The sequence below is a fragment of the Paraburkholderia nodosa DSM 21604 genome (assembly GCF_000519185.1).
GTDB classification, from domain to species: domain Bacteria; phylum Pseudomonadota; class Gammaproteobacteria; order Burkholderiales; family Burkholderiaceae; genus Paraburkholderia; species Paraburkholderia nodosa.
The window spans coordinates 53,734-78,964 of record NZ_JAFA01000015.1 but is presented as its reverse complement, the minus strand read 5'-3'; the positions used below and the strand labels follow the sequence as shown (position 1 = coordinate 78,964).

Sequence of the window (25,231 nt, the reverse complement as noted above, 5' to 3'; positions counted from 1 at the left end):
TGCGCATGAATAACCCGAATGCCGCTGGCCGCATGCCGGCGGCAACCCGATGGAGTGTTTCGTGAAGACCTTGCTGTCGATCTGTCTCCTGCCGATATTCGTCGCCCTCGCCGGATGCGCGGGTGTGACGACCGACGTCGCGGCCACGGGCGCGCTGCCCGCTGCGGCGGCGACCAGCCAACCCGCGACCTACCGTTTTGCGCCAACGCCCGCCCAGGCCGAGGCGGGCGAGATTCTCCCGTACCAGGCGTTGCTGAGCGAAGGTCTCGCGCAGCGCGGCTTCAAAGCAGGCGCGCCCGAGGCGGCGCGCTATCTCGTCTCGGTGGCGTGGGACACGCGTCCCGCCGAGGTAAAAGTCGTGGACGCCGGCTGCGGCGCCGGCTGCGCGCCGGCCGAGGGACCGTCGTTGCCGTGGTTCGGGCGGCCCTACGTGCATACGCTGACGCTGCGTTTCTTCGTGTTGCCCGATGGCGGCGAGGTCTACAAGGTGAGCGCCGTGAAGCGCGACCGCAACGCCGACGCACGCGAGGCCGTGCCGTACCTCGTGGCGGGCGCACTGGCGCGGCTGCCGTACGCGGGCGCGCCGCAATGGCGCGTCAAGCTGAAGGGGCCGGCCAACGCCGGCACGGCGGATCAAGCGCCGGGCATGCCGGAAGTGCTCTCCGTCTCACCCGTCAATCCGCACTAGTTCAGGGCAACTTTCCCCAGGCCGCGCCGAGCGCGAAGGCGCTATGCTGGCTCCGGAATCTGGCGCAACGGTTGCGCGCAGACATCACGGGAGTCGCTCATGTTCGATCACATTGGATTGCGCGTGCAGGATCTCGCACGCAGCGTGCGTTTTTACGAGGCGCTGCTTGCGCCGCTAGGCGTCGTGGTGTGCATGCGCGACGACACCTACGCGGGGCTCGGCCAGCCGGGTGAGCCCAAACTCTGGCTGCACGCCGTCTCCGCCGACGCCGCGCTGGCGCCGCGCGGCGTACATGTGGCGTTCGCGGCGGCGAACCGCGCGGCCGTCGAAGGTTTCTATGAAGCGGGCCTGCGCGCAGGCGCGAAAGACAATGGCGAACCCGGCGTGCGGGCCGACTACAGTCCCGATTATTACGCAGCATTCCTGATCGATCCCGACGGCAACAACGTCGAGGCCGTCTGCTACGCGCGCGAAGCGTGAGCGGGTGTCAGGCGCCGGGCGTGGCATCCGGCGCCGCTTCGGGCACGCTCGCCGCCTCGTCCTGCGGCCAGCGGTTTTCGAACACGCATTCACCAAGCGGCTTGCGTTCGGCCCATTTCTCCATTTCGAGCATCGGCTGCGGGTAGAACGCGTCGACCTGACCCACGCAGAGTATCGCCACCGGCTTGGCGCCGGGCGGCATGGCGAGCAGGGCGCGCACCTCGTCGACGTCGAAGATCGACACCCAGCCCATGCCGAGCCCCTCGGCGCGCGCCGCGAGCCACATGTTCTGGATCGCGCACGCCACCGAGGCGAGATCCATCTCGGGCAGCGTGCGCCGGCCGAAGACGTGGGCTTCGCGGCGATCCATCAGCGCGACCACGAGCACCTCGGCGCAATCGCGCATGCCTTCCACCTTGAGCTTCATGAACTCGTCGCGGCGTTTGCCCAGCGCATCGGCGGTCGCGATGCGTTCGCGCTCGACTGCCGCGTGAAGTTGCTCGCGCAGCGAATGGTCCGTGATGCGCACGATCCGCCACGGCTGCATGAAGCCTACGCTCGGCGCGTGATGCGCGGCGTCGAGCAGGCGCACGAGCGTCGCGGGATCGATCGGGCCCGGTGCGAAGTGCCGCATGTCGCGGCGCTCGTAGATCGCGCGGTAGACCGCCGCGCGTTCGGCTTCGTCAAAGGGCTGTGCCATGAAAGAGTGCGGCCGCGAAAGCCGGGTTGGAGGGCCAGTAAGCGTGCATATAGGTGGCCGTGATCGAGCCGTGCCGGTACAGCGCCTCGCCGGGCGCGCCAGTTTGTGCGTGGTGTGCCGTGAGCGCGGGCGCCAGCGGCGTGGCCACGCGCGAGTAGTGAAACGTGTGGCCGCGCAGCGCGCCATGCGCGCCGTCGAGCTGCTGCATGCCGAGCGCCGCGAAGCGCTTTTGCATGACCGCAACGCCTGGCAGCAGGCCGAGCATCGGCGTGCGCGTGCCTTCTACGTCGGTCAGCGCATCGAGCAGATAGAGCATGCCGCCACATTCGGCGACGAGCGGTTTGCCCGCTGATACATGCGTGCGCAACGAATTCGCGCTCTGCGTATTGTGCGCGAGCGTCGAAGCATGTAGCTCGGGATAGCCGCCCGGCAGAAAGATCGCCTCTGCGCCGGCAGGCGCGGGCTCGTTCGCGAGAGGCGAGAAGTAACTCACGTTCGCGCCCAGCGATTCGAGCAACGCGATGTTCGCCGGATAGAGAAACGAGAACGCGGCGTCGCGGGCAACGGCGATATGACGGCCTTCGAGCTGGCGCGCAATCGCTTCGTCATGCGAAGGATCGGCGAATGTCACCGCAGGCGGCAATTCGGTAAGCGCGGTTTGCGCGAGCGCGTCGGCGGCGCGTTCGATGCGCGCGTCGAGGTCGTCGATCTCCGCCGCCTGATGCAGGCCGAGATGACGGTCGGGCAGCGCCATCGTCGCTTCGCTCGCGACGTGGCCGAGCCAGCGTACGTCGGCGGGCAACGCCTCCTGCAGCATCTGCGCGTGGCGCGGCGAGCCCACGCGGTTCGCCAGCACGCCATGAAACGGCACGTCCGGCCGAAAACGCGCGAGACCGAACGCGATCGCGCCGAAGGTTTGCGCCATCGACTTCGCGCTGACGATGGCGGCCACCGGCACGCCAAACGCGGTCGCGAGATCGGCGCTGCTCGGCGTGCCGTCGAACAGGCCCATCACGCCTTCGATGAGGATCAGGTCGGCTTCGCGCGCGGCCTGCGCGAGCAGGGTGCGGCACGCCTCTTTGCCCACCATCCACAGGTCGAGCGAGAGCACCGGCGCGCCGCTCGCGCGTGCAAGGATCATCGGGTCGAGAAAATCCGGCCCGGTCTTGAAGACACGCACGCGCCGGCCCGCGCGCCGGTGCAGGCGCGCGAGGCCAGCCGTGAGCGTGGTCTTGCCCTGGCCCGAGGCGGGCGCGCTGATGAAGAGCGCGGGGCAGGCAACCGTTGCGCTCATGCGCTTAAAACTCCACGCCCTTTTGCGCTTTCACGCCTTGCTCGCGATACGGATGCTTCACGAGGCGCATTTCCGTGACGAGGTCGGCGGCTTCGATCAGGGCGTCGGGGGCATGGCGGCCCGTCACGACCACGTGCACGTGCGGCGCGCGCGACGCGATTACACCGAGCACTTCGTCGAGCGGCAGGTACTCGTATTTGAGCACCGTGTTGAGTTCGTCGAGGATCACCATGGCGTATTCGCCGCTCTCGATCATGCGCTTCGCTTCGTCCCAGCCCTTGCGCGCGGTGGCGATGTCGCCGTCGCGATTCTGCGTGTTCCAGGTGTAGCCGTCGCCCATCGTCACGAAATCGCAGTGCGCAACGCTGCCGAGAAAATCGCGTTCGGCCGTGTGCAGCGCGCCCTTGATGAACTGCACGACGCCGAGCTTCATGCCGTGGCCGAGCATGCGCACCGCCATGCCGAACGCGGCCGTGCTCTTGCCCTTGCCGTTGCCGGTGTTGACGATCAACAGGCCCTTTTCGTGCGTCGCGGCGGCCTGCTTCTTCTCATGGCCTTCGCGGCGGCGTTGCGTCATGCGTTGGTGCGATTCGGGATCGGTTTTCATCATCGGGAGTGGGTTGGTTGCGGCGTTTTCGCGTCCGCGTTTGCGGGGTCTTGCAGAAAGCCTGCGATTGCGACCGTCACGCCGTCGAGCGCCAGCTTGCCGCGCACGAGCGGAGCGCCGCCCGCTGCAAGCCGCGCGCAGGGTTCGCACACGCCGTCCACGCCGAACTGCGCTTGCGCGGCTGCGGAGGGCGCCGACAGTGTGGGCGTCGCGGCGAGTTGCTCGCGCGTGTACGTTTGCAGCGGCAGCGCATGCGCCGCGCAAAACGCTTGCAAGGCGGGTTCGCCGGCTTTGGCGTCGAGCGTCGCCACGGCCGTTACGCTGTCGAGCGGCCACGAGCCGAGCGCGGCCTGCACCGCGGCTTCGACCTGCACGAGCGTCACGCCGCGCCGGCAGCCGATGCCGAGCGCGAGCGGCGGCACGCGCTGCGTGGGTTCCAGCGTGGCTTCGAATGAGGCTGCGCGCGAGGCGCGATTTTCGGCAGGATTCACGGCGAGAGCGTCGATCGAAGGCGTGACCGCAGAGGCAAAACGAGCAAAGGAGTCGCGTTCCGGCCGGCGCCGGATGCGCGCTACGATAGCACACGCGTTTGCGGCTTCCCACGCCTTCCTTGACGCGCAGGCCCCCCGCGCCTACACTCGCACGCACTCTGGTGCTCGCGTGCGCGACTCATAATGCGCGCGCAGTTAAACGGGAATCAGGGAGCCATCCCGCCTCGGGCATGGCCAACCTGAACTGCACCCGCAACGGTACAACGAGCGCGGCGTTCGCACGAATGCCGCAAACCGCTTCCATGCTTTACGCAGTCCACGCCACTGTGCAAGCCGGCCGCAAGGCCGCTCGCGCGGGAAGGCGAAGCGGTGTCTCGTCAGTCCGGATACCGGCCAGATACGTGGGATTCGCGCTGCGGGGATGCGGCGCCGGGTCCGTGATTTTCATGCGTCAGCCGGGCGTGGCCCGGGTGCGTTTCTGGTCGTTCGTCCCCTGCAGGTTGTTGAATCGTTACGCGTGACAGCGTCTCCACGGATACGCGCGTGAGCGCAACACGACACCCGCACGAACGGCAGGCGCGACGCATCATGCCCCTCGACACGGCCTGGCGCCGAAGGAGCACTTCATGCAAATGCGCAAGATTCCGGTCACGATCGTGACGGGCTTTCTCGGCAGCGGTAAAACCACGCTGCTGCGTCACATTCTTCAGCACGCGGGCGGCCTGCGCGTCGCGGTCATCGTCAACGAATTCGGCGAACTCGGCATCGACGGCGAAATTCTGCGTGGCTGCGGCATAGGCTGCGACGAGAACGGCAACGAAACGGAAGGCCAGCTCTACGAACTCGCGAACGGCTGCCTCTGCTGCACCGTGCAGGAAGAGTTCTTCCCCGTGATGGAGAAACTGCTCGAACGCCGCGGCGATGTCGATCACGTGCTGATCGAAACCTCGGGTCTCGCGCTGCCCAAGCCGCTCGTGCAGGCGTTCAACTGGCCGTCGATCCGCAACGCGTTCACCGTCGATGCGGTCGTCACCGTGGTGGACGGCCCCGCCGCCGCGAGCGGCCAGTTCGCCGAAAATCCCCAGGCCGTGGACGCGCAGCGCCGCGCCGACCCAAATCTCGATCACGAATCGCCGCTGCATGAGCTGTTCGAAGACCAGCTTTCGGCCGCCGACCTCGTCATTCTCAACAAGACCGATCTGCTCGACGAGGCGGGCCAGGACGCGCTCATCGCCGACCTGCGCGAAGAGCTGCCGCCGCAGGTGAAAATCGTGCGCGCGCAGCACGGCAAGCTCGATCTGCATACGCTGCTCGGGCTCGAGGCGGCCTCCGAGGAGAGCATTCATCTGCGGCACGACCATCACGGTTCGGCCGACGATCCCGATCATCACCATGACGAGTTCGATTCGGTCGTGGTGTCAGGCAATGCCGCTTCGCGCGAGACCGTGATCGAGGCGCTGCAACAACTCGTCGACGCGCACACGATCTATCGCGTGAAGGGCTTTGCCGCGTTGCCGGGCGCGCCCATGCGCCTCGTGATTCAAGGCGTGGGCCGCCGCTTCGACAGCTATTTCGACCGCCGCTGGAACGCGCAGGAAAGCGCGGCGCAGCCGCTGGCGAGCCGCTTCGTTCTGATCGGCGAGGACCTCGATGGCGCGACGCTGCAAGCGGCATTCGATACCGCTTTGGCGAACGTGCAGACCGCGGGCGCGAAGTGAACGCGCCGAGCTAGACGAGGCCGTCCCATGCATTTGCTGCGCACCACGCCAGGCGGTTTCGTCGACGACACGCAGGGCGTCATCCGTATCGACCAGCAGCCCGCCGAAATTGTCGTGCTCAGTTCGGCGGACACGACGCTCGCGCTGCTGGCGAGCGTCGTGCCGCGCCTGCCCGCAGGCTTTCCCAGCGTGCGGCTCGCGAACGTCACGTATCTGCGCCAGCCCGCGTCCGTGGACTTCTACGTCGAAGACGTCCTGCAGCACGCGCGCGTGGTGGTGGTCGATCATCTGGGCGGCGAAACGTACTGGCCTTATGGCATCGAGCAGGTCGTTTCGCTCGCCGACCGCCGCGGGCAACTGCTCGCGATGTTTTCCGGCGACTTGCAGGAAGATCCCAATCTCATCGCGAAGAGCCGCGCCGAGCCCGAGTTTTGCCGCTTGCTGTGGCGTTATCTGCGCGAAGGCGGCGCGGCCAACGCCGAATCGTTCCTGCGTGCGCTCGCGTGGCGGGCATTCGACTGGGGCAGCGAGCCTGCGCCGCCCGTCGCGCTGCCGGCCGCCGCGCTCTATTGCCCGCAGCGCGACGTCGCGACCATCGACGAATGGCGCGCGCGCTGGCAACCCGGCGCGCCGGTCGTCGCGCTGCTGTTTTACAAGGCGCATCTGCAGGCGGCGAACACCGCCGCGTTCGATGCCCTGATCGCCGCGCTGCTGGCGCGCGGCATGAACCCGCTGCCGCTTGCGATCACGTCGCTCAAGGACACCTTGAGCCGCGACGTACTCGATCAACTGGCGGCCGAGCACGACGTCTCGCTCGTGCTGAATACCACCGCATTCGCGGCTTCGTCGCTCGACGACCCCGAACCGATCGCGCTCGCCGGCGACGCGCCTGTGCTCCAGGTGATCCTGAGCGGCGGCAATCGCGAAGACTGGGTGAAGGACAATCACGGCCTGAATTCGCGCGACATCGCAATGCATATCGCGCTGCCCGAAGTGGACGGCCGCGTGATTACGCGTGCAATCAGCTTCAAGGGCCTCGCGTACCACTGCAAGGAGACGCAGGTCGATGTCGTGCGCTATCAGCCCGATGTCGAACGCGTGGCGTTCGTCGCCGAACTGGCGCGCCGGTGGTGCCGTTTGCGCAGCCTGTCGAATGCGGAGAAGAAACTCGCGCTCGTGCTCGCGAACTATCCGATGAGCGAAGGGCGCATTGGCAACGGCGTGGGGCTCGACACGCCGGCCTCGGTGGTCGGCATCCTGCGCATGCTGCGCGACGAAGGCTATCGCGTGGCCGATGTGCCCGCAGACGGCGACGCGCTCATGCGCATCCTCACGCAGGGCGTGACGAACGATCCCGACACGCGCGCGCTGCGTCCCGCATGGCAGAGTCTTTCTCTCGACGACTACCGCGCGCGCTTCTCGCAGTTGCCCGCCGAGGCGCAAAACGCGCTGATCGCGCGCTGGGGCGTACCGGAGGATGACCCCACGGTGCGCCGCGGCCGCTTCATGATTGCGGGCTGGCGCTGTGGCCAGGTGTTCGTGGGCATCCAGCCTTCGCGCTCGCGCGGCGACGACACCTACGCGAACTATCACGACGCCGAACTCGTGCCGCCGCACGCGTATCTCGCGTTCTACTTCTGGCTGCGCGAGACGTTCGGCATCGACGCCATCGCGCACGTGGGCAAGCACGGCAACCTGGAGTGGCTGCCGGGCAAGAGTGTGGCGCTCGCCGACACCTGTTGGCCCGACATGGCGCTCGGCCCGCTGCCGCATCTGTACCCGTTCATCGTCAACGATCCGGGCGAGGGGAGCCAGGCCAAGCGCCGCGCCCAGGCCGTGATCATCGATCACCTGATGCCGCCGCTCACGCGCGCCGAAAACTACGGGCCGCTGCAAGACCTGGAACGTCAGGTCGATGAGTATTACGAAGCATTGATGGTGGACCCGCGCCGCGCGAAGCTGCTGCGCAAGACCATACTCGCGACGATCATCGAGCACCGGCTGCACGAGGAATTGAGCGTTTCCGCGCCGCAGGATCAGGCCGGCGAAGACGAGTTGCTCACGCGCGCCGACGCTTACCTCTGCGAGTTGAAGGAAGCCCAGATTCGCGACGGCCTGCATACGTTCGGCGAATCGCCGCAAGGCCAGCAGCGGCGCGACACGCTGCTCGCGCTCGGGCGCTATGCATGCGGCGACGGGCAGGGCGCGAACGCGGGCCTCATCGACGCGCTCGCGCGAGACCTGCGCATCGATCACCTCGTCGATCCGGCCACGGTCGATTGGGCTGCGCCGTGGCAGGGCCCGCGTCCACCGCTGCTCGCCGGTGTGAGCGATATGCCATGGCGTCATGCGGGCGACACGCGCGAACGCCTGGAAATGCTCGCAGCCACGCTGATTGAAGACATTTGCTCAGGCCAACGAAGCAATGCGGAGCGCGCATCGCTGCCGCACGCGGCCCAGGTGCTCGCGCGCCTGCGCGACGACGTGCTGCCGCGCCTCGACGCCTGCGGCCCCGAAGAGTTGCGCCAGTTGCGCCGTGGCTTCGAAGGCCGCTTCGTGCCGCCGGGCCCAAGCGGTTCGCCTTCGCGCGGCCGCCCCGATGTGCTGCCCACGGGCCGCAACTTCTACTCCGTCGATACGCGCGCCATACCGACCCAGGCCGCGTGGGCGCTCGGCATGAAATCGGCGCAGCAGCTGATCGAGCGCCATCTCCAGGAGCACGGCGACTACCCGCGCGCCGTGGGGCTTTCGGTCTGGGGCACGGCGACGATGCGCACCGGCGGCGACGACATCGCCCAGGCGTTCGCGCTGATCGGCGTGCGGCCGAAGTGGGCCGCCGGCAGCCAGCGCGTGACCGACTTCGAGATCATGCCGGTCGAGGCGCTGGACCGGCCGCGCATCGACGTGACGCTGCGTGTATCGGGCTTCTTCCGCGACGCGTTTCCCAACGTGATGCATCTGTTCGACGCCGCCGTGCAAGCCGTGGCCGATCTCGACGAGCCGGAGCACCAGAACCCGCTGCGCGCACGCGTGCTGCGCGAGCGCGATGCGCTGGTTGCGAACGGCATGGCCGCCGACGAGGCGCGCCGCCGCGCGGGCTGGCGCGTGTTCAGCGCGCGTCCCGGCGCGTACGGCGCGGGCTTGCAGTCGATGATCGACCATCGCCAGTGGCAGACCGACGCCGATCTCGCGAACGCGTATCAGGCGTGGGGCGGCTACGCCTACGCGCAAAAGAGCGCGGGCGACGAGGCGAGGGATGCGTTCCGCGCGCGTCTCGCGACGCTCGATGTGGTCCTGCAGAACCAGGACAACCGCGAACACGACCTGCTCGACTCGAACGACTATTACCAGTTCCAGGGCGGCATGGCCGCGGCAGCGCGGCATTTTTCGCAGGCGCAGCCCGCGCTCTATCACGCGGACCACAGCAACCCCGCTGCGCCGCGCATTCGTCCGCTGCACGAAGAGATCGCGCGCGTGATCCGTTCGCGCGTGGTGAACCCGAAGTGGATCGACGGCGTGAAGCGTCACGGCTATAAGGGCGCGGCGGAAATGGCGGCGACCGTGGACTATCTGTTCGGCTATGACGCGACCGCGCGCGTGGTGGGCGATCATCAGTACGCGCTCGTCGCGAACGCCTACGTGCACGACGACGACACGCGCGAGTTCATGCAGCGCCACAATCCGCACGCGTTGCATGCCGTGTGCGAGCGCCTGCTCGAAGCGATCCAGCGCGGTCTCTGGCAGGAGCCGGGCGAGCATCGCGCACAACTCGAACACCGTCTGCTCGAAGCCGGGCAGCATCTGGAAGGATCAGGACCATGAGCGCTGCGGCCACGCGTCCCGCGTTTCCCTTTACCGCGCTGGTCGGCCAGGCGCCGTTGCAGCGCGCGCTGCTGCTCGCGGCCATCGACCCCGCGATCGGCGGCGTGCTGGTGAGCGGGCCGCGCGGCACCGCGAAATCCACGGCAGCGCGGGCGCTCGCGGCGCTCTTGCCGGAAGGTGCGTTCGTCACGCTGCCGCTCGGCGCGAGCGAGGACAAGCTGATCGGCACGCTCGACCTCGAAGCGGCGTTGCGCGAGAGCGCGGTGCGCTTCGCGCCGGGGCTGCTCGCGCGCGCGCATGGCGGCGTGCTCTACGTGGACGAAGTGAACCTGCTGCCCGATGCGCTCGTCGACGTGCTGCTCGACGCGGCTGCGAGCGGCGTGAACACCGTGGAGCGCGATGGCGTCTCGCACATGCACGACGCGCACTTCGTGCTGGTCGGCACGATGAATCCGGAAGAAGGCGAGTTGCGGCCGCAATTGCTCGATCGCTTCGGCTTGATGGTCGAACTCGGCACGCCTTATGACGTCGCAGAGCGGCAACGCATCGTCAAGGCGCGGCTTGCATTCGACGCCGATCCGCAGGCGTTTTGTGTGGCGCGCGAGACCGAACAGCGCGCGCTCGCGCAGCGTATTGCGGCGGCCCGCGACACGCTCGGCAAGCTCGACTGGAGCGATGCCGTCCACGAGCGCGCGGCGCAGCGTTGCATCGAGGCCGCCGTTGACGGCTTGCGCGCCGACCTCGTGATGCTGCGTGCGGCGCGTGCGCTGGCCGCGTTCGAAGGAGCGCAAGCGGTGAGCCCGGAGCACGTCGACGAGGTTGCCGATTGCGTGCTCGCGCATCGCCGGCACGCCATGCCGCAGCGTTCCGATGCGCCGTCTTCCCCCCAGCCGCTGCCGCCGCCGGCATCCGCGCCCGGGCGCGAAGACAAGCATACCGAAACAACATCGGATGCCGATTGGGGCGAGTTGCCGCCCGAGCCCGTCGCGGCGAAGGCCGTGAAGGGTGTCATCCCGCTGCCCGCAAAAAAACGCTGACCCGTCGGGCACAGGCCGCCGCCTCGGCACAGGGCGGCGCTCGACGGCGAGAAGGCCCGGGGCGCGGTCCCGCGCAAGTCGCGAAGCACGGCGAGCGCATCGCCTGGCCGCCCACGCTCGCGGCCAAGCGCGCCGGGTCATTGCAGGCGCAACATTTCCGCTTCGCCAGACGCAAGACGGGTTCCGGCGCGCTCCATTGCTTCGTGCTGGACTGCTCGGCCTCGATGCTGGCGCGCGGCCAACTCGCGCTCGCCAAGGGGTTGTTGATCGCGCTGTTCGATCGCGCCCGCGCCGAGCGTGTGGAAGTGGCGCTGATTGCTTTCGGCGGTGCCGGCGCCGAGCTGAGGTTCGGGCCCGCTGTGCCGCGCTGGTGGAACGAGCGCTGGATCGAGCCGATCAGCGGGGGCGGCGGCACGCCGCTCGAAGCGGGCATCGGCCGCGCGGCGCGAGTGCTCGAAACCGCCGCGCGCCGCGATCCGGCGCGCGCGCGCCATCTCTGGCTGTTCAGCGACGGCCGTACGACGCAGTGGCCCGCGCGGCCACGTCACGCCGACCACGTCACGGTGATCGATTGCGAACTTGGCACGCTGCGCGTGGGCCGCTGCGAGGCGCTCGCGCAGGCATGGGCCGGCGAGTGCCTGAACGCGCAGGCGCTGCTCGCCTGAACGCGCGTTAGCGGGTGCCGCCGGTCCAGTACAGCACGTCGTCCTGACGATCGAATACGTAGACTTTCATCGCCATCTGCTCGGCGGCCGTGAGGCGGTCGAATTCGAGGCCGAGCGTCGCGTGCGCGGGGGCGCCCGTTTCCGCCTGCACGTTGCGGATGATCGCGCTGGTTTCGATCGCCGTTGCATTGTCGCCCGAGCGCAGCTGGAAGGCCACGCGCAGCCGCTCGCCGACTTTGCCGAGCGCCCACGCGGCGCTCACCGAAAGCCCGAGCGCGCTGATCCCGCGTGCGAGCGCCACGCCGTCATAACCCGCGCCTTCCTCGCCGATGCCGTAGCGCACAGGAAATTGCGCGCGCACGCGAATCGAGCGGCGTTCGCGCAGGCGGCGGATATTGGCGGGCTTCGAAAGCACGAGATAGTCGAACGGCGTCTGGCTGAGCGCATGCGCGGTGCATACGAAGCGATAGACCGCCTGGCTCGCAATCGCGACGATCTCGACGTTTTCGCCCGGCGTAATGGCGATGGGGCGGCCATCGACGTAGGGCGTCGTCACGAAGAACGCCTCGTTGGGCGCGAAGCCGATCAGACGGCACGGGTGCATCGGCTCGCCGCTCGCGCCCATCTGCGGACGCAGGCCCATCAGCGCGCCGATGTTCAGGTGCATGTCGCGCGCGGTGGTGGCGGTATCGCCGGTGCTGGGCGCATTCGTGGCCGCCGCGCTCTCCGGTGCAACCTCGTGCCTTTCCATGTCGCCGCGATGCGGCGCGAAATGCTGGAACAGAAAGTCGCGTTCCGCTTCGCCCATCAGCACCGAGCCGGCGTCGAGCAGCAGGGCGCCGTCGCGATCGACGACAGGCCAGGCGAGCGGCTCGCCAACCGGCAGGGCTTCCGGCGTGAGCGGGGCGGCTTGCGTTGCGGCGTCGGTCGCTTCGGCTTGATCTTCGGTGGTCGGGTTGGTCATCGGCGCAGGGCTAGGCGGTGAGCGGTTCGCGTCGCGAATGCACTTCGCGGGTTCATCTGGTTTACGGCGCTGCGGCAGGGATATTGAGTGCGTGCCGCGATTCGAAGGCGGTTTCGCGAGCCGCAGTATGATGGCCCCTGAATGCAATCTGTAATCGGCCGGCACGCGGTGCAAGCGGTATCAACCAAACGCGCGGAGCAAGAGGAAACGCCTCATGACGCTCTGGACACGATGTTTGCGAATCCTCCGCCAATGGAACCGGGCGCTCATGCAGTGGGTGGGGGGCCATCCGTTCATTGTCGGCACGATGGGCTCGCTGGTCGGTGCGACCATCGTGGCCATCGTGCTGGTGGGGCTCATGCAGCAGCGCACCCAGGCCATCGCCAGCACACAGCACAATTCGGCCGCGCTCGTTGCGCTGATGTCGAACGACCTCGAGGCGAATTTCGGCATCTACGACCTCCTGCTGCTCGATGCCGCCGACAGCGCGCGCGACCCGCGCACGCCAGGCCTTCCGGCCGACATCCGCCGCAAGCTGCTGTTCGGCCGCGTGGCCACCGGCGCGTATCTCGACGACGCGTTCTACGCTGACGCGAGTGGCCGTATCGTCGAATCGCGGGACGGCCGCGCGTATCCCGGCGTCAATCTCGCGGACCGGGACTACTTCACGGCGCAGCACGAGCGCTCGGTCGGCATGTTTATTTCGGACCCGATTCGCTCGCGCACGCGCGAAGGCCAATACTCGATTGCGCTGTCACGCCGCGTGAGCGAGTACGACGGCTCGTTTGGCGGCGTCGTGCTGCTCACGCTGCGGCTCGCGTATTTTCAGCAACTGTTCGACCGCGTCGACGTCGACCCGAAGGGCAGCGAGTTCATCCTGCTGAGCGACGGGACCATGCTCGCGCACCGACCCTATTCGGACTACGAAGTGGGTGCGCAAATCGGCGAGCTGGATTACGTCCAGCCGATGCTGAAAACCAGTGCCGGTTCGTTCATCGCCGCGGGCGAGGGGGACGAGGTCGAGCGCATCTACTCGTTCAAGCGCGTTCCGCACACGTCGCTCATCGCGGTGGTCGCGCCTTCCGTGGACGGCGCGCTCGACGCATGGCACCACCGCCTGCGGATCTACGCGCCGATGGCGTTGATCTTCGGCGCGCTGATCGCGGCTTCGTCGTGGCTGCTCGCACTGTCGATGCGCACGCGGCTCGCCACGCAAAAGGAATTCGAACGTCTTGCGGTCACCGACGCGCTCACGGGTCTCTTCAACCGGCGCGCACTCGACTTGCGCATCGAAACCGAATGGCAGCACGCGAGACGCGCGGGCGAACCGCTCTCCGTGCTCTTCATCGATATCGACAAGTTCAAGCTCTTCAACGACTTCTACGGGCACGCCGAGGGCGATAAAGTGCTCGCCGCCGTGGCCCGTGCGATACGCGAGGCCTGCCGCCGCGCAACGGACATGGTGGCGCGCTACGGCGGCGAGGAGTTCGCCGCGGTCCTGCCGGCCACGCCGGCCGACGGCGCCGTGAAAATCGCGGAAGCGGTGCGCCAGCAGGTGGCGGCGCTGGGAATCGCGCACGAGCACAGCGAATACGGCACGCTGACCGTGAGCATTGGCTGCGCGACCTGCGTGCCGCGCGAGCGCGGCGGCGCCCAGGCGCTGCTGCGCGCCGCCGACGCGGAGCTTTACGCGGCGAAACAGGCGGGGCGCAATCAGGTGAAAGCGCGCGAGTTCGAGGGCGCGCCACCCGACCCGCGCGACACGCTACCCACGTTGAAGGCGTAAGTTTCTTTTAGGTATCCTCGCGATACCAGCGCGGCGTGTAAATCCACTCGCTGCCGTCGCCGCGAGCAAAGCCACGTGTGGCCGACGACCCGACGATTACCATCGTGCGCATATCGACATCCGCTGAACGCAGTTCGCCCAGGGTCATGGCGCCCAGCGTCTCGCCGGGGCGGCCCACGTCGCGGCCCAGCACCACGCGCGTGTGCGGCGCGCGCACGCTGCGCACGATTTCCAGTGCGCGCTCGAGCTGCCAGGGCCGCGCGCGCGAGATGGGGTTGTAGAACGCCATCACGAGATCGGCCTGCGCCGCGTGCAGCAGGCGCTTTTCGATCACCGTCCACGGCTTCAGGTTGTCGGAAAGCGACAGCATGCAGAAGTCGTGGCCCAGCGGCGCGCCGGCTTGTGCGGCCGTGGCGAGCGCCGCGGAAACGCCTGGCACGATTGCCAGTTCGACGGCATGCCAGCGTGCGTTGTCCGAGCCTTCGAGCGCTTCGAGCACGGCGGCCGCCATGGCGAACACACCGGGGTCGCCCGACGAGACCACGGCCACGCGCCGGCCCTCGCTCGCCATCTCGAACGCGTGGCGGGCGCGCTGCAGTTCTTCGCGGTTGTCGGTGGCGTGGCGCTGCTGGTCCGCGCGAAACGGGCCCGCCATCTCCACATAGGTGGCATAGCCGACGATATCGTTGGCGCTGTCGAGCGCGGCGCGCGCGGCGGGCGTGAGCAAGTCGGCGCGGCCGGGGCCGAGGCCCAGCACCGTGAGCTTGCCGCGTGCGCGGCCCAGCGCGAGCGGGTCGAGTGGCGCGGCCGCGCAGGCGAGGGCGACGCCGTTGTCGTTCGGCGCATAGCGTTCGACGTTTGCCACAAAGTCGAGGGCGGCGAGCGTGGCTTGCGCGGTGTTCTCCGCGCTATCGACGAAGCGCAGCGGTACGCCGAGTTCCGTTGCCGCCTGCGCGAGCGACGCATCGCACATGTGCGCAGCAGGGGCGACGAGCGCCGCGAGCGCGAGCGGCGCGAGGCCGTGTGCAACGAGTGCGCGGCGCACGCAATCGGCAAGCGCTTCGCGTGGCGCACCCACGGCCGCGACGATGCTGCGCGGATGAATCACGAGGTCGTCGGGACTGCCGTCCCAGCTGTGCGCGCTCACGCGTATCGCATGGCGCGCCGCGGCGTCGCGCGGCAGATCGACGTTTTCCAGCCATGGTGCCTGGCCGTCCACGCGTGTCGTTGCGCCCGCCAGCAGATCGGAGACGAAGCGCTTGCCTTGCGCGAGGCTCGCAAGCGCATAACCCGCGGGCGGATTGAGCAGGCAGGTGCCGAAGCGCAATTCGCCGCTCGTGGTGATGGCGGGCGCAACCGCGAGCGCCGCGCCAATTTCGCGCGCCATGACGTTCACGCCGGTGAGTCCACCGAGCAGCGGCACGACGGCGCTGCCGTCCTCGGCGAGCGCGAGCACCGGCGGTTCCGCGCCCTTGTTCGCAAGGAGCGGCGCGAGGCAGCGGATCACGATGCCCGCCGCGCACAACGCGACGATGGGCAGGCCGCGCGTATAGCATTCGCGCAAATGCGCGCCAAGCTCGCTGAACGCGACATCGCCTGCCACGCGGCCTTGCAGCGCATGGACCTGCGCGCCTGCGTAGAGCGCCTGCACGCGCCGCGCCGTGGGGAGTGCGCCGGGACCGAGAATGACGATGGCGGGCGGCGTCACGACTGCCATTTCACCCCCGGCACGACGAGCAGCGAGAAGTAGGGCGAAGCCATCGGATCGACGTCGTCGAGCGGGACGATACGCTGGTTCGCCATCGTTGCGCGCTCGACATATAGCGCGCGATGCGCGAGGCCCAGCTCGCCCAGCACGCGGCGCACCTTGTCGAAGTTGCGGCCCAGTTTCATGATCACGGCGGCGTCCGCGTCGGCCAGGCGCCGGCGCAATTCGTCCTCGGGCAGCACCCCTGAGAGTACGGCGAGGCTCTGGTTGCGGTAGACGAGCGGCACGCCGAGCACGGCCGCGCCGCCCAGCATCGAGCACACGCCCGGCACGACTTCGGCCTCGTAGCGCGCGGCGAGCCGGTCGTGCAGATACATGTACGAGCCGTAGAAGAACGGATCGCCTTCGCAGATCACGGCCACGTCGCGCCCGGCGTCGAGATGGCGCGAAAGCGTTTGCGCCGCGCCGTCGTAGAAGTCGGCGATGATCGCTTCGTACGAGAGCGGCGGTTCGAGCGCTTCGGTCGTGACGGGGTACACGAGCGGCAGGCGTTCCTGCTCCGCTTCGAGATGGCCCTCGACAATGCCGAACGCATTGCCTTTCTTGCCCTTCGCGACGAAATACGCGACTACGGGCGCGGCCTTGAGCAGGCGCAGCGCCTTGAGCGTGAGCAGTTCGGGGTCGCCGGGGCCGACGCCAATGCCGTGCAGACGTCCTTTGCGGATCATTTATTCGGTCTCCGAAGCGAGTGCGTTGACGGCGGCGGCGGCCATCGCGCTGCCGCCGCGGCGGCCATGCACGACAACGAAGGGCACGCCATGACTTTCGGCTGCGAGCTGCGCCTTGGACTCGGCCGCGCCGACGAAGCCCACGGGAAAGCCGAGGATCAGCGCGGGGCGCGGTGCGCCGGCGGCGATCATGTCGAGCAGATAAAAGAGCGCGGTAGGCGCATTGCCGATCGCAACGACGCTACCTGCAAGTTGCGGCCGCCACAGTTCGAGCGCGGCTGCCGAGCGGGTGTTGCCGATCTCGCGCGCGAGATCCGGTACGGCGGGATCGTCGAGCGTGCAGATCACGGCGTTATTCGCGGGCAGGCGCGCGCGCGTCACGCCATTGGCGACCATTTTCGCGTCACAGAGAATCGGCGCGCCGCCCGCGAGCGCGTTGCGGCCCGCCGTGCCCGCGCCTGTGGAAAACGCGAGGTCGGCGGCCACGTCGACCATGCCGCATGCGTGAATCACGCGCACGGCGAGTTTTTCGAGGTCGGCGGGAATGCGCGAGAGGTCGGCTTCGGCGCGGATCGTCGCGAACGACTCGCGATAGATCGCCTGGCCGTCGCGGATGTAATCAGGCATCTTGGGTACTCCGGGGCTGCTGCGCGAGTGCCAGCGCAGCGGCTTCGATCGTCAGGTTGCGCGCGACGAGCTGGCCGAAGCCGCTTTGCGTATCGTCGCGCTGGTACAGGTCGTAGTGGTCCGGGGCGCGGGCGAGCAACGTGAACGGCGCGCAATGCGCGGCCGCGCAGGAGCGCTCGCAGCCGCTCAGGTGGGCTTCGGTGCCGGGCGGCAGCAGGGCGGCGAGGCGCTGTGCGTCGGCTTTCGTGTCCGCGTGGCTTTTTGCGCATCCCGTCGAGCCCGTGCACGCGATCAGGCGTCCAAGCGGGTTGGCGCGCGAGACGATGAGGCCGAGCGCGTGCAGGCGTTCGAGCTTGCTGGCCATGGCGTGCGCGGGCACGTTGGGCAGCAGCACGCCTTGCCACGGCGTCACGCGCAGCGTCGTGTCGCCCGAGTCTTCCGCGAGCGCAGCGAGTGCGCGTAGCGTTGGCGCGTCGATACGGCCCAGCGCGGGCTGCGCGCCCACGTAGCCGCTGCCGTCGGCGTGCAGCGCGTGTGCGCCGAGGCGCAAGTCGGCGGGGCTCGCCGCGCGGCGCCACGCGTGCAGGGCGGCGGCGTCACGCATCAGCGCGCATTCGCCATGCTGTTGCGCGCGCTGCAGCAGCGCGTCGAGCGAGTGAGCGGCCAGCACGTCGCGCATGCGTGTTGCGTCCGCGCCCGCGAGATCGAGGAACGCATGCAGCAGCGCGCGCATCGATGCGCAAACGTCTTCGGCCGCGAGCGTGCCGATTGGCCGCGCCGTGGGGCAACCTGCGAGGCCCACCGCGAAGCGCACCGTTGCGCCATGCGGCAGCGCGGCGAGCCAGATGTCGTGCGGATGCTCGAGCATCGCCACACGTTCGCCGCCGTCCAGTTGCAGCGCGAACTTGGGCGAGAGCGCGGCGAAACGCGGCTCGCGCTGCATCATGTCGATGAGCGCGGCGGCGAGTGCCGTCGTGTCGCACAACGCATTCGGGTCGAGGCCCGCGAGCGGGCTCAGCATCACGTTGCGCAGTTCGTCGGCGGCGCACGCGCGCTCGACCGGACTCGCGGCGTCGACGCCGGCGGGGCCGAGGCCCGCGTCGATCAGCGTGGCGCTCAACGCCGCTTCCTCGCCGGCGCGCACGCCGCGAATCTGCACGTTCGCGCGATTGGTCAGTTCGAGCACGCCGCTCGCATGCGTCGACGCAGCGTCGGCGAGGGCGCGCGCCCGCGCGGCGCTCAGCACGCCGCCAGGCAAACGGATGCGGCACAGGCCGCCGTCGCGCGCTGCGACTATGCGCACGAGCCCCGGGCACGCCGAGGGGCGGAGGACGGCCAATGCAGCAGCGGGCGAGACGGGTTTCGTTTCGTGTTTCAAGGGAATACCGGGTAAGCATTGCGCGGCAGCGGCGCGCTGCCCGCACGCCAGGCGGGAAACGGCAGCGATATCGGTACACCCCGCCCGATATGGGTTCGCGCAAACATTCGGCCGGCAGGTCTCCTGGCTCGCAGGTCGTGGACCGCATCGGCCTTCCCGGTAAAACCAGTGGCTCGGGTGGATGCGGTCTCGCTGCTCACAGTCGCGGGGGCGGCCACAGCATGCTGTGTTCCCTGATTGCGATCCGGAGTTAGCGCTTCAGCGCGTACTCCGGTCCCATGCAAGGTTGCCTTAACGGCGCCGGCGGACACGGTATTATGCCCGTTTTCACGCGTGCTCCGCCCCACGATTGGGCTGCGGGCCCGTGGCGGTGTAGAGAAACAGGCAACCAAACAGGCAACGGCGGGAGAGCGAATGCAGGGCACGCAGGCATGGCTGACGGTGGTGGGCATCGGCGACGATGGCTACGCGGGGCTCGGGCGCGACGCGCGGCGCGCGCTGTTCGACGCGGCCATCGTGACGGGCGGCGAGCGCCATCTCGCGATGCTGCCCTTGCGCGTGCGTGCGCGGCGCGAAGCGTGGCCGCAGCCGTTCAGCGTCGAAGCGCTGCTTGCGTACCGCGAGTCGAATCAGTCCGTATGCGTGCTCGCAAGCGGCGACCCCATGCTGTTCGGCGTAGGCGCGACGCTCGCGCGCCGCGTGGCGCCCGGTGAAATGCGCGTGCTGCCCGCGCCGTCGTCGCTTTCGCTCGCGGCGGCGCGCAAGGGGTGGGCGCTGCAGGATACGGCGGTGATCTCGCTCGTCGGCCGTCCGCTCGATGCGCTGCGCCGCCATCTCTACGCGCGCTCGCGCGTGCTCGCGTTGAGCGCAGATGGGCGTACGCCCGCGGCGCTTGCCGCGTTGCTCGCCGAAGCGGGCTTCGGTGCCACGCGTCTTGCCGTATTCGAGCATCTGGGCGGCCCGCTCGAACGCCGTATCGAAGGCCGCGCCGATGCTTGGCACGTCGAAGAAGCCGCGGCGCTCAATCTGGTCGCCTTCGAATGCGAAAGCGATGGTACGCAAACGCCTGCGCGCGGCTGGACGCTCACGCCCGGCCTCCCCGACGACGCCTACCGCCACGACGGTCAGATCACGAAGCGCGACGTACGCGCGCTCACGCTCGCGCGTCTCGCGCCGACGCCTGGTGCGCTGCTTTGGGACGTGGGCGCCGGCAGCGGCTCGATCGGCATCGAGTGGATGCGCTCGCACGCCGCTTGCCGCGCGATCGCGATCGAGGCGCACGCCGAGCGTCAACGTTTTATCGAGCACAATCGCGCGGCGTTGGGCGTGCCGGGTTTGCAACTCGTTGCGGGCCGCGCGCCCGACGCGCTCGCAGGACTTGCCGCGCCCGACGCGGTCTTCATCGGCGGCGGCGTGACCGTACCCGGCGTGCTGGACGCGTGCTGGGCGGCGCTAGCGAGCGGCGGGCGGCTCGTCGCGAACGCGGTGACATTGCAGAGCGAAGCCGCACTCGTGGCATGGCGCGCGCAGCACGGCGGCACGCTCACGCGCATCGGCATCGGCGAGGCGCAGCCGCTGGGCGGCTTCGATACCTGGCGTCAGGCGTTGCCCGTCACGCTTTACGAGACCGTCAAGCCATGACGGCGCGCATCCTGCTGCTCGGCGGCACCGGCGATGCGCTGGCGATCGCGCGCACGCTCGGCCCGCAGCACGTGTACTCGCTCGCGGGCCTTGGCCGCGTGCCCGCCGATCTCGCGTGCGCGGTGCGGGTGGGCGGTTTTGGCGGGGCAGAAGGGCTCGCGCGCTTTCTCGCCGACGAAAACATCGCGCTCGTTTTCGACGCCACGCATCCCTATGCCGCGCAGATCAGCGCCAACGCGGCGCACGCGTGCGCTGCGGCACACGTGCCGTACTGGGCGCTGCGGCGTGCGCCGTGGCAGCCGCAGCCCGGCGACGACTGGCGCATGGTGAGCGGCTGGGCCGGCGTAGTCGAAGCGATCGTGCCGTTCGCGCGCCCGCTCTTCACGCTCGGGCGCGAGCCGCTTGCGCATCTGAACGAAGTGCCGCCGCAGCAGCACTGGACGATCCGTTGTCTCGAAGCGCATCCCGGTCACGCCCGCGCGCGCGTGATCGACGCGCGCGGGCCGTTCACAGCCGTTGGCGAGCGCGCGCTCTTTACCGAAGCGCGCATCGACGTCGTGGTCAGCAAGAACAGCGGCGGTGGCGCGACCGAAGCGAAGCTCGCCGTCGCGCGCGAAATGGGCTTGCCAGTGGTGATGATGCAGCGGCCGCCGCTGCCCGCAGCGCAACGTGAATTCACGTCGGCGCAAGCGGCAATCGACGCGCTCGCGAACCCTATTTAGCGGAGTTTCCACGCATGACCGTTTTCTTTATTGGCGCGGGTCCGGGCGATCCTGAACTGATCACCGTGAAGGGCCAGCGCCTCGTGCGCAGCTGCCCCGTCATTCTCTACGCGGGCTCGCTCGTGCCGCCCGCCGTGCTGGAAGGCCACCGCGCGCACAAGGTGGTGGACACGGCGCCGCTCACGCTCGACGAGATCGTCGCGCTGCTCGAGAGCGCGCATGCCCAGGGCTTCGACGTGGCGCGCGTGCATTCGGGCGACCCGTCCCTCTATGGCGCAATCGGCGAGCAGATCCGGCGGCTGCGTCTACTTGGTATTCCTTATGAAGTCGTGCCCGGCGTGACCGCGACCTCGGCGTGCGCGGCGGCGCTCGGCAGCGAACTCACGCTGCCCGGCATTTCGCAGACGCTCATCCTTACGCGCTACGCCACGAAAACGTCGATGCCTGAAGGCGAGCAGCTAGCCGACCTCGCGCGGCACAAAGCGACGCTCGCGATTCACCTGGGCGTGCGCCATATCGCGCGCATCGTCGAGGAATTGCGGCCGCACTATGGCGAGGATTGCCCGGTCGCAGTGATCTATCGCGCGAGCTGGCCCGACGAGGAACGCGTGACGGGCACGCTCGCGGATATCGCGCAGAAGGTGCTGGCCACGGATATCGAGCGTACGGCGCTGATTCTCGTGGGGCGCGTGCTCGCGGCTGAGGGATTTGCGGATTCGACGCTGTATGGGGCGCAGAAGCGCTAGGGCTACGAAAGCGCGCGCAAGTGCGCCCGCAGCTTGTCCACGTCGCCCTCGGCAAATTCCTTTTCGATCTCCTCATGCGTTTGCTGCCACAGCGGAAACGCCTCGTTGAGCAGCCGATGCCCCTCGTCGGTGAGGCTCAGCAAACGGCTGCGCTTGTCTTCCGGGTCCTGCTCGATCACGACGAGGCCGCGCCGCTCCAGCGGCTTGAGCGCGGCCGTGAGCGTGGTGCGGTCCATGGCCAGCAGCGACGCCACGTCTTTCATGCCGGGCGGATGCGGCCGGTTCAGCGACATCAGCAGCGAAAATTGCCCGTTCGTGAGATCGAGCGGACGCAGCACGTCGTCGAAAATGCGCGCGAGATTGCGTGCCGCCCGCTGCATATGCAGACACAGGCAGCAATCGCGCACCAATAGCGTGGTTTCGAAGGGAAGTTTCTTTGCACGTGCCATGTTGCAATTATGTTGATATCAACCTATGCTGTCAAGGCCGGATGGGCGACATGCCGTTGCTCCCGTTTTTCAGACCAGCAACCAGACCAGCAGTTGGAGGACACATGAGCGATCAGAAACTGTTTCTCGCTGTTTTTCTCGGTACCAAAGACAACGCACGCATGAAGGGTTGGGCGGCGCTTTCCGAAGCGGATCGACACGCAAAGGAGAAGGAGGGCATTGCGGCCTGGCACGCGTGGGTCGAAAAGCACAAGGCGTCGATCGTCGATATGGGCGGGCCGCTCGGCAAGACCAAGTCGATCGGCGAGCATGGCATCGCGGATACGTCTAACGCGCTGACGGGCTATACCGTGCTGCGTGCCGCATCGCACGAAGAGGCCGCGAAGCTGTTCGAAGGGCACCCGCATTTTTCGATTTTCCCGGGCGAGGGCGTCGAACTGATGCCGGTTCTGCCGATTCCCGGTGTCTGAACGGAGGCGCGTCATGAAACTCTACGGTTTTGCCGGCACCCGTTCGCAACGCGCGCTATGGGGCCTCAAGGAAGTCGACGCCGATTTCGAATTCATCTCGGTCAATCTGCTCGAAGGCGAGCACAGGCGGCCCGAATACCTGCGCATCAATCCCGCGGGCAAGGTGCCCGTGCTGATCGACGGCGACCGCGTGATTCCCGAGTCGGCTGCCATCGTGCTGTATCTCGCGGATAAATATCCGGAGAAAGCGCTATTGCCCGCGGATCTCGACGAGCGCGCGCAGGCGTATCGCTGGACCCTGTTCGCGGTCACCGAGCTGGAACAGCCGCTTTGGAGAATCACACGGCATTCGTTCCTTTATCCGCCGGAAAAGCGCAGTCCGGCCGATATCGAACTCGCGCGGGAGGACTTCAGGGCCATGGCCGCGGTGCTCGAGAAGCACCTCGAAGGACGCGAGTTCATCGTCGGCAACAAGCTTTCGGTCGCCGACTGCGTGACGGTTTATCTGATGGACTGGGCCAACGAAGTGCAACTGCTCGACGGCTTCCCGCGCTTGCAGGCGTATCTCGATCGCCTCTACGCGCGCCCCGAGGCGCCGCAGCGCATTGCCGAAGCGCGCAAGGCAGCATAAATAGAAAACGGCCCAACCGGAACCTGCCGATTGGGCCGCCTCGCTACCGCGTTACGCAATATCAATGCGCCCGCGCATGCTCATGATCCACATGCGTGCGCGGTTGCGTCACCGTGCTCACTACCGCAAGCACGATCACGTTCACGAACAGCGCAAGGAAGCCGATGTTGACGTCCTTGATGGCGTCCGGTGCGAACGGAAGCAGTTGCGCGACGCTCAGGTGCGTCATCGTCGTGACGATGACGACCAGCACGCCCGCCACGATGCCGCAAAACGCGCCTTGCTTCGTCACGCGGTTGCGCGCGGAAAGGCTGCACACCAGTGCCGGGAACAACTGCGTGACGAAGTTATAGCCCATCAGCAGCAGCGCGACGATGGTTTCGCCGCCCCGGAGCGTGAAGCCCACGGCCACGAGCGCGATCACCGGCACGAACAGGCGTGCGAGCTTCGCGACGCGCGCGTCGTCGGCGTTCTTCACGAGGCCGCCGCGGTAGACGTCATTGGCAAGCAGCGTGGATGCCGTCGTGAGGATCATCGAACCCGGCACGAGCGCGGTGAGCACGCCGGCCGCGCCGATCACGCCCACGAACCACGGATCGAACGTTTGCAGCGCGAGGCGAAAGAGCGAGAGGTCGATGTCGCCGCCCTTGAGTCCCGGCACCTTGAGCACCGCCGCGAAACCGCAGAAAAACACGAACAGCAAAATGAGCTGGTAGAGCGGCAGGATCATCGCGTTGCGGCGGAAAATACGTTCGTTCTTCGCGGTGTACACCGACATGAACGTGTGCGGCCACATGAAGAAGCCCAGCGCCGTGAGGAGCACGGTGGACTGGAACCACGTTACGCTCTGGCCGCGTGCCGGGAAGGTGAGGAAGCCGGGCTTGGCCGCGTCGATGGCGCGGAACATCTCGCTCAGGCTGCCATAGTGGTGAATCGGCAGGTAGATGCCGAGGAACACGGCGATGGCGAGAATCATCGTGTCTTTCACGACCGAGTTCCACGCGCAGCCGCGCACGCCCGAAGCGATCACGTAGACCGTCACCACGATCGCCCCGATCCAGATCGCCGCCGTCGACGAAACCGCGCCATACGAGGCCGTCGTCACGATGATGCCGAGGCCCTTCAGTTGCAGCACGAGATAGGGCACGAGCGCGAGCACGCCCACACACGCCACGAGCACGCCGAGCGCGGGGCTCTGATACTTGCGCGCGAAGAAGTGCGGCTGCGAGACGAGCCGGTGCTGCTTGGCGAAGCGCCATACGGGCGGCAGCATCCAGTACGAGAGGATGTATGCAAGTGTGCCGTAGGCAAGAATGTAGTAGACGGGCGCGCCCTTGCCGTAGGCGAAGCCGCTGCCGCCCAGAAACGTGAAGGTCGTGTAGATTTCGCCCGCCATCAGCAGGAACACGAACGCGGTGCCGAAGCTGCGTCCGCCCACCGACCACTGCTCGAGACTCATGTCGTGGCCCCGGCGGGCGCGCACGCCGAGGAAGAGCGCGACGAGGGTCATCGCCGCGATGATGATGAGGGCGCTCATGATCGCACCTCCGCATCCGCTTCGCCCGAAAGCCGGTTGACCGGGTCGAGCCGGTAGACGATCCCCATGATCACCGCGGCCAGCACGACCCACATGACGATCCACGCGAGCACGAGCGGCATGCCGAGCACGAGCGGCTCGGTGCGATTGACGAACGGCACCCCTAACAGGATGCCGATAAAGGGCAAGGCAGCGAGCAACCGCAGTGACATGGCAACTCCTCTTTCATATGAGAAGAAAAGAAACGTCGCGTCGGGGTGCGAGGCAACCCACTCTATGCTTGTGAACGCGCCCCGTAAAGCTGCCAAAAATACTGAAGGGCTTGCTGTAAAGATTGGTGCA

At 67.9% G+C, this 25,231-nt stretch carries 24 protein-coding genes and 2 riboswitches; of the genes, 12 read left to right on the top strand and 12 right to left on the bottom strand.

What is annotated here, in order from left to right:
• Positions 1–61: 61 nt before the first annotated feature.
• Positions 62–688: a DUF4136 domain-containing protein gene (locus A3CW_RS0122395; RefSeq protein WP_161782950.1), complete on the top strand. Its 627-nt coding sequence runs from the start codon at positions 62–64 to the stop codon at positions 686–688.
• A 99-nt stretch (positions 689–787) separates the two neighbouring features.
• Positions 788–1,168: a VOC family protein gene (locus A3CW_RS0122390; RefSeq protein WP_028205566.1), complete on the top strand. Its 381-nt coding sequence runs from the start codon at positions 788–790 to the stop codon at positions 1,166–1,168.
• 7 nt (positions 1,169–1,175) lie between these two features.
• On the opposite strand, the gene bluB is transcribed toward A3CW_RS0122390, so the two are convergent.
• From bluB to A3CW_RS47190, 4 genes are read right to left on the bottom strand one after another with little or no spacing between them, the layout of a single operon-like run.
• Positions 1,176–1,868: a 5,6-dimethylbenzimidazole synthase gene (bluB, locus tag A3CW_RS0122385; protein WP_028205565.1), complete on the bottom strand. Its 693-nt coding sequence runs from the start codon at positions 1,866–1,868 to the stop codon at positions 1,176–1,178.
• Positions 1,852–3,162, bottom strand: coding sequence for a cobyrinate a,c-diamide synthase (locus tag A3CW_RS0122380; RefSeq protein ID WP_028205564.1), 1,311 nt, complete (start codon positions 3,160–3,162; stop codon positions 1,852–1,854). Before A3CW_RS0122380 ends, bluB begins: the two co-directional genes overlap by 17 nt.
• A 4-nt stretch (positions 3,163–3,166) precedes the next feature.
• Positions 3,167–3,769 (bottom strand): cob(I)yrinic acid a,c-diamide adenosyltransferase, encoded by a 603-nt coding sequence (cobO, locus tag A3CW_RS0122375; protein ID WP_028205563.1) that lies wholly within the window; start codon positions 3,767–3,769, stop codon positions 3,167–3,169.
• Positions 3,769–4,260, bottom strand: coding sequence for a cobalamin biosynthesis protein (locus A3CW_RS47190; RefSeq protein ID WP_245623719.1), 492 nt, complete (start codon positions 4,258–4,260; stop codon positions 3,769–3,771). The genes cobO and A3CW_RS47190 overlap by 1 nt, the downstream gene beginning before the upstream one ends.
• Positions 4,261–4,402: 142 nt before the next feature.
• Positions 4,403–4,671, top strand: a riboswitch (cobalamin riboswitch).
• A gap of 215 nt (positions 4,672–4,886) precedes the next feature.
• Between A3CW_RS47190 and cobW the strand changes: the two genes are divergently transcribed.
• From cobW to A3CW_RS47185, 4 genes are read left to right on the top strand one after another with little or no spacing between them, the layout of a single operon-like run.
• Positions 4,887–5,978: a cobalamin biosynthesis protein CobW gene (gene cobW, locus A3CW_RS0122365; RefSeq protein WP_035513595.1), complete on the top strand. Its 1,092-nt coding sequence runs from the start codon at positions 4,887–4,889 to the stop codon at positions 5,976–5,978.
• Positions 5,979–6,005: 27 nt separating this feature from the next.
• Positions 6,006–9,800 (top strand): cobaltochelatase subunit CobN, encoded by a 3,795-nt coding sequence (gene cobN, locus A3CW_RS0122360; protein ID WP_028205561.1) that lies wholly within the window; start codon positions 6,006–6,008, stop codon positions 9,798–9,800.
• On the top strand, positions 9,797–10,837 hold the full coding sequence (locus A3CW_RS0122355; protein WP_028205560.1) for an ATP-binding protein: 1,041 nt from the start codon (positions 9,797–9,799) through the stop codon (positions 10,835–10,837). The genes cobN and A3CW_RS0122355 overlap by 4 nt, the downstream gene beginning before the upstream one ends.
• Complete coding sequence (locus tag A3CW_RS47185) at positions 10,759–11,502, top strand: vWA domain-containing protein (protein WP_407669763.1); 744 nt, start codon at positions 10,759–10,761, stop codon at positions 11,500–11,502. Before A3CW_RS0122355 ends, A3CW_RS47185 begins: the two co-directional genes overlap by 79 nt.
• Before the next feature lie 7 nt (positions 11,503–11,509).
• On the opposite strand, the gene A3CW_RS0122345 is transcribed toward A3CW_RS47185, so the two are convergent.
• Positions 11,510–12,466 (bottom strand): flagellar brake protein, encoded by a 957-nt coding sequence (locus A3CW_RS0122345; protein ID WP_028205559.1) that lies wholly within the window; start codon positions 12,464–12,466, stop codon positions 11,510–11,512.
• A gap of 235 nt (positions 12,467–12,701) precedes the next feature.
• On the opposite strand from A3CW_RS0122345, the gene A3CW_RS0122340 reads away from it, so the two are divergent.
• Positions 12,702–14,252 carry a sensor domain-containing diguanylate cyclase gene (locus tag A3CW_RS0122340; RefSeq protein ID WP_161782949.1) on the top strand — a complete coding sequence of 517 codons (1,551 nt, stop codon included), beginning with the start codon at positions 12,702–12,704 and terminating at the stop codon, positions 14,250–14,252.
• 7 nt (positions 14,253–14,259) lie between these two features.
• Here the strand turns inward: A3CW_RS0122340 and cobJ are convergent, their stop codons facing one another.
• From cobJ to cobG, 4 genes are read right to left on the bottom strand one after another with little or no spacing between them, the layout of a single operon-like run.
• A complete protein-coding gene (cobJ, locus tag A3CW_RS0122335) occupies positions 14,260–15,969 on the bottom strand; it encodes a precorrin-3B C(17)-methyltransferase (protein WP_035513592.1) in 1,710 nt (569 codons plus the stop codon).
• A complete protein-coding gene (locus tag A3CW_RS0122330) occupies positions 15,957–16,688 on the bottom strand; it encodes a precorrin-2 C(20)-methyltransferase (RefSeq protein ID WP_028205556.1) in 732 nt (243 codons plus the stop codon). The genes cobJ and A3CW_RS0122330 overlap by 13 nt, the downstream gene beginning before the upstream one ends.
• Positions 16,689–17,315 carry a precorrin-8X methylmutase gene (locus tag A3CW_RS0122325; RefSeq protein WP_028205555.1) on the bottom strand — a complete coding sequence of 209 codons (627 nt, stop codon included), beginning with the start codon at positions 17,313–17,315 and terminating at the stop codon, positions 16,689–16,691.
• Positions 17,308–18,693, bottom strand: a complete 1,386-nt coding sequence (cobG, locus tag A3CW_RS0122320) for a precorrin-3B synthase (RefSeq protein ID WP_245623718.1) — start codon at positions 18,691–18,693, stop codon at positions 17,308–17,310. The genes A3CW_RS0122325 and cobG overlap by 8 nt, the downstream gene beginning before the upstream one ends.
• A gap of 96 nt (positions 18,694–18,789) precedes the next feature.
• Positions 18,790–18,983, bottom strand: a riboswitch (cobalamin riboswitch).
• 124 nt (positions 18,984–19,107) lie between these two features.
• Here cobG and A3CW_RS0122315 point away from each other — a divergent pair.
• Genes A3CW_RS0122315 through cobM form a run of 3 tightly spaced genes read left to right on the top strand, consistent with a single transcriptional unit; the run spans position 19,108 to position 21,802 of the window.
• On the top strand, positions 19,108–20,334 hold the full coding sequence (locus tag A3CW_RS0122315; protein ID WP_028205553.1) for a bifunctional cobalt-precorrin-7 (C(5))-methyltransferase/cobalt-precorrin-6B (C(15))-methyltransferase: 1,227 nt from the start codon (positions 19,108–19,110) through the stop codon (positions 20,332–20,334).
• Positions 20,331–21,056, top strand: a complete 726-nt coding sequence (locus tag A3CW_RS0122310; RefSeq protein WP_028205552.1) for a cobalt-precorrin-6A reductase — start codon at positions 20,331–20,333, stop codon at positions 21,054–21,056. Before A3CW_RS0122315 ends, A3CW_RS0122310 begins: the two co-directional genes overlap by 4 nt.
• Positions 21,057–21,070: 14 nt before the next feature.
• Positions 21,071–21,802, top strand: a complete 732-nt coding sequence (cobM, locus tag A3CW_RS0122305) for a precorrin-4 C(11)-methyltransferase (protein ID WP_028205551.1) — start codon at positions 21,071–21,073, stop codon at positions 21,800–21,802.
• Between the two features lie 2 nt (positions 21,803–21,804).
• Here the strand turns inward: cobM and A3CW_RS0122300 are convergent, their stop codons facing one another.
• Positions 21,805–22,251 carry a MarR family winged helix-turn-helix transcriptional regulator gene (locus A3CW_RS0122300; RefSeq protein ID WP_028205550.1) on the bottom strand — a complete coding sequence of 149 codons (447 nt, stop codon included), beginning with the start codon at positions 22,249–22,251 and terminating at the stop codon, positions 21,805–21,807.
• Positions 22,252–22,355: 104 nt separating this feature from the next.
• On the opposite strand from A3CW_RS0122300, the gene A3CW_RS0122295 reads away from it, so the two are divergent.
• Together A3CW_RS0122295 and A3CW_RS0122290 are read left to right on the top strand one after the other, a co-directional pair.
• A complete protein-coding gene (locus A3CW_RS0122295) occupies positions 22,356–22,721 on the top strand; it encodes a YciI family protein (RefSeq protein ID WP_028205549.1) in 366 nt (121 codons plus the stop codon).
• Positions 22,722–22,734: 13 nt separating this feature from the next.
• Entirely contained in the window at positions 22,735–23,352 is a 618-nt protein-coding gene (locus tag A3CW_RS0122290; protein WP_028205548.1) for a glutathione S-transferase family protein, read from the top strand.
• A gap of 61 nt (positions 23,353–23,413) precedes the next feature.
• Here the strand turns inward: A3CW_RS0122290 and A3CW_RS0122285 are convergent, their stop codons facing one another.
• Together A3CW_RS0122285 and A3CW_RS0122280 are read right to left on the bottom strand one after the other, a co-directional pair.
• A complete protein-coding gene (locus A3CW_RS0122285; protein WP_028205547.1) occupies positions 23,414–24,889 on the bottom strand; it encodes a sodium:solute symporter family protein in 1,476 nt (491 codons plus the stop codon).
• Complete coding sequence (locus A3CW_RS0122280) at positions 24,886–25,101, bottom strand: DUF3311 domain-containing protein (protein WP_028205546.1); 216 nt, start codon at positions 25,099–25,101, stop codon at positions 24,886–24,888. The genes A3CW_RS0122285 and A3CW_RS0122280 overlap by 4 nt, the downstream gene beginning before the upstream one ends.
• Between the last annotated feature and the right edge of the window lie 130 nt (positions 25,102–25,231).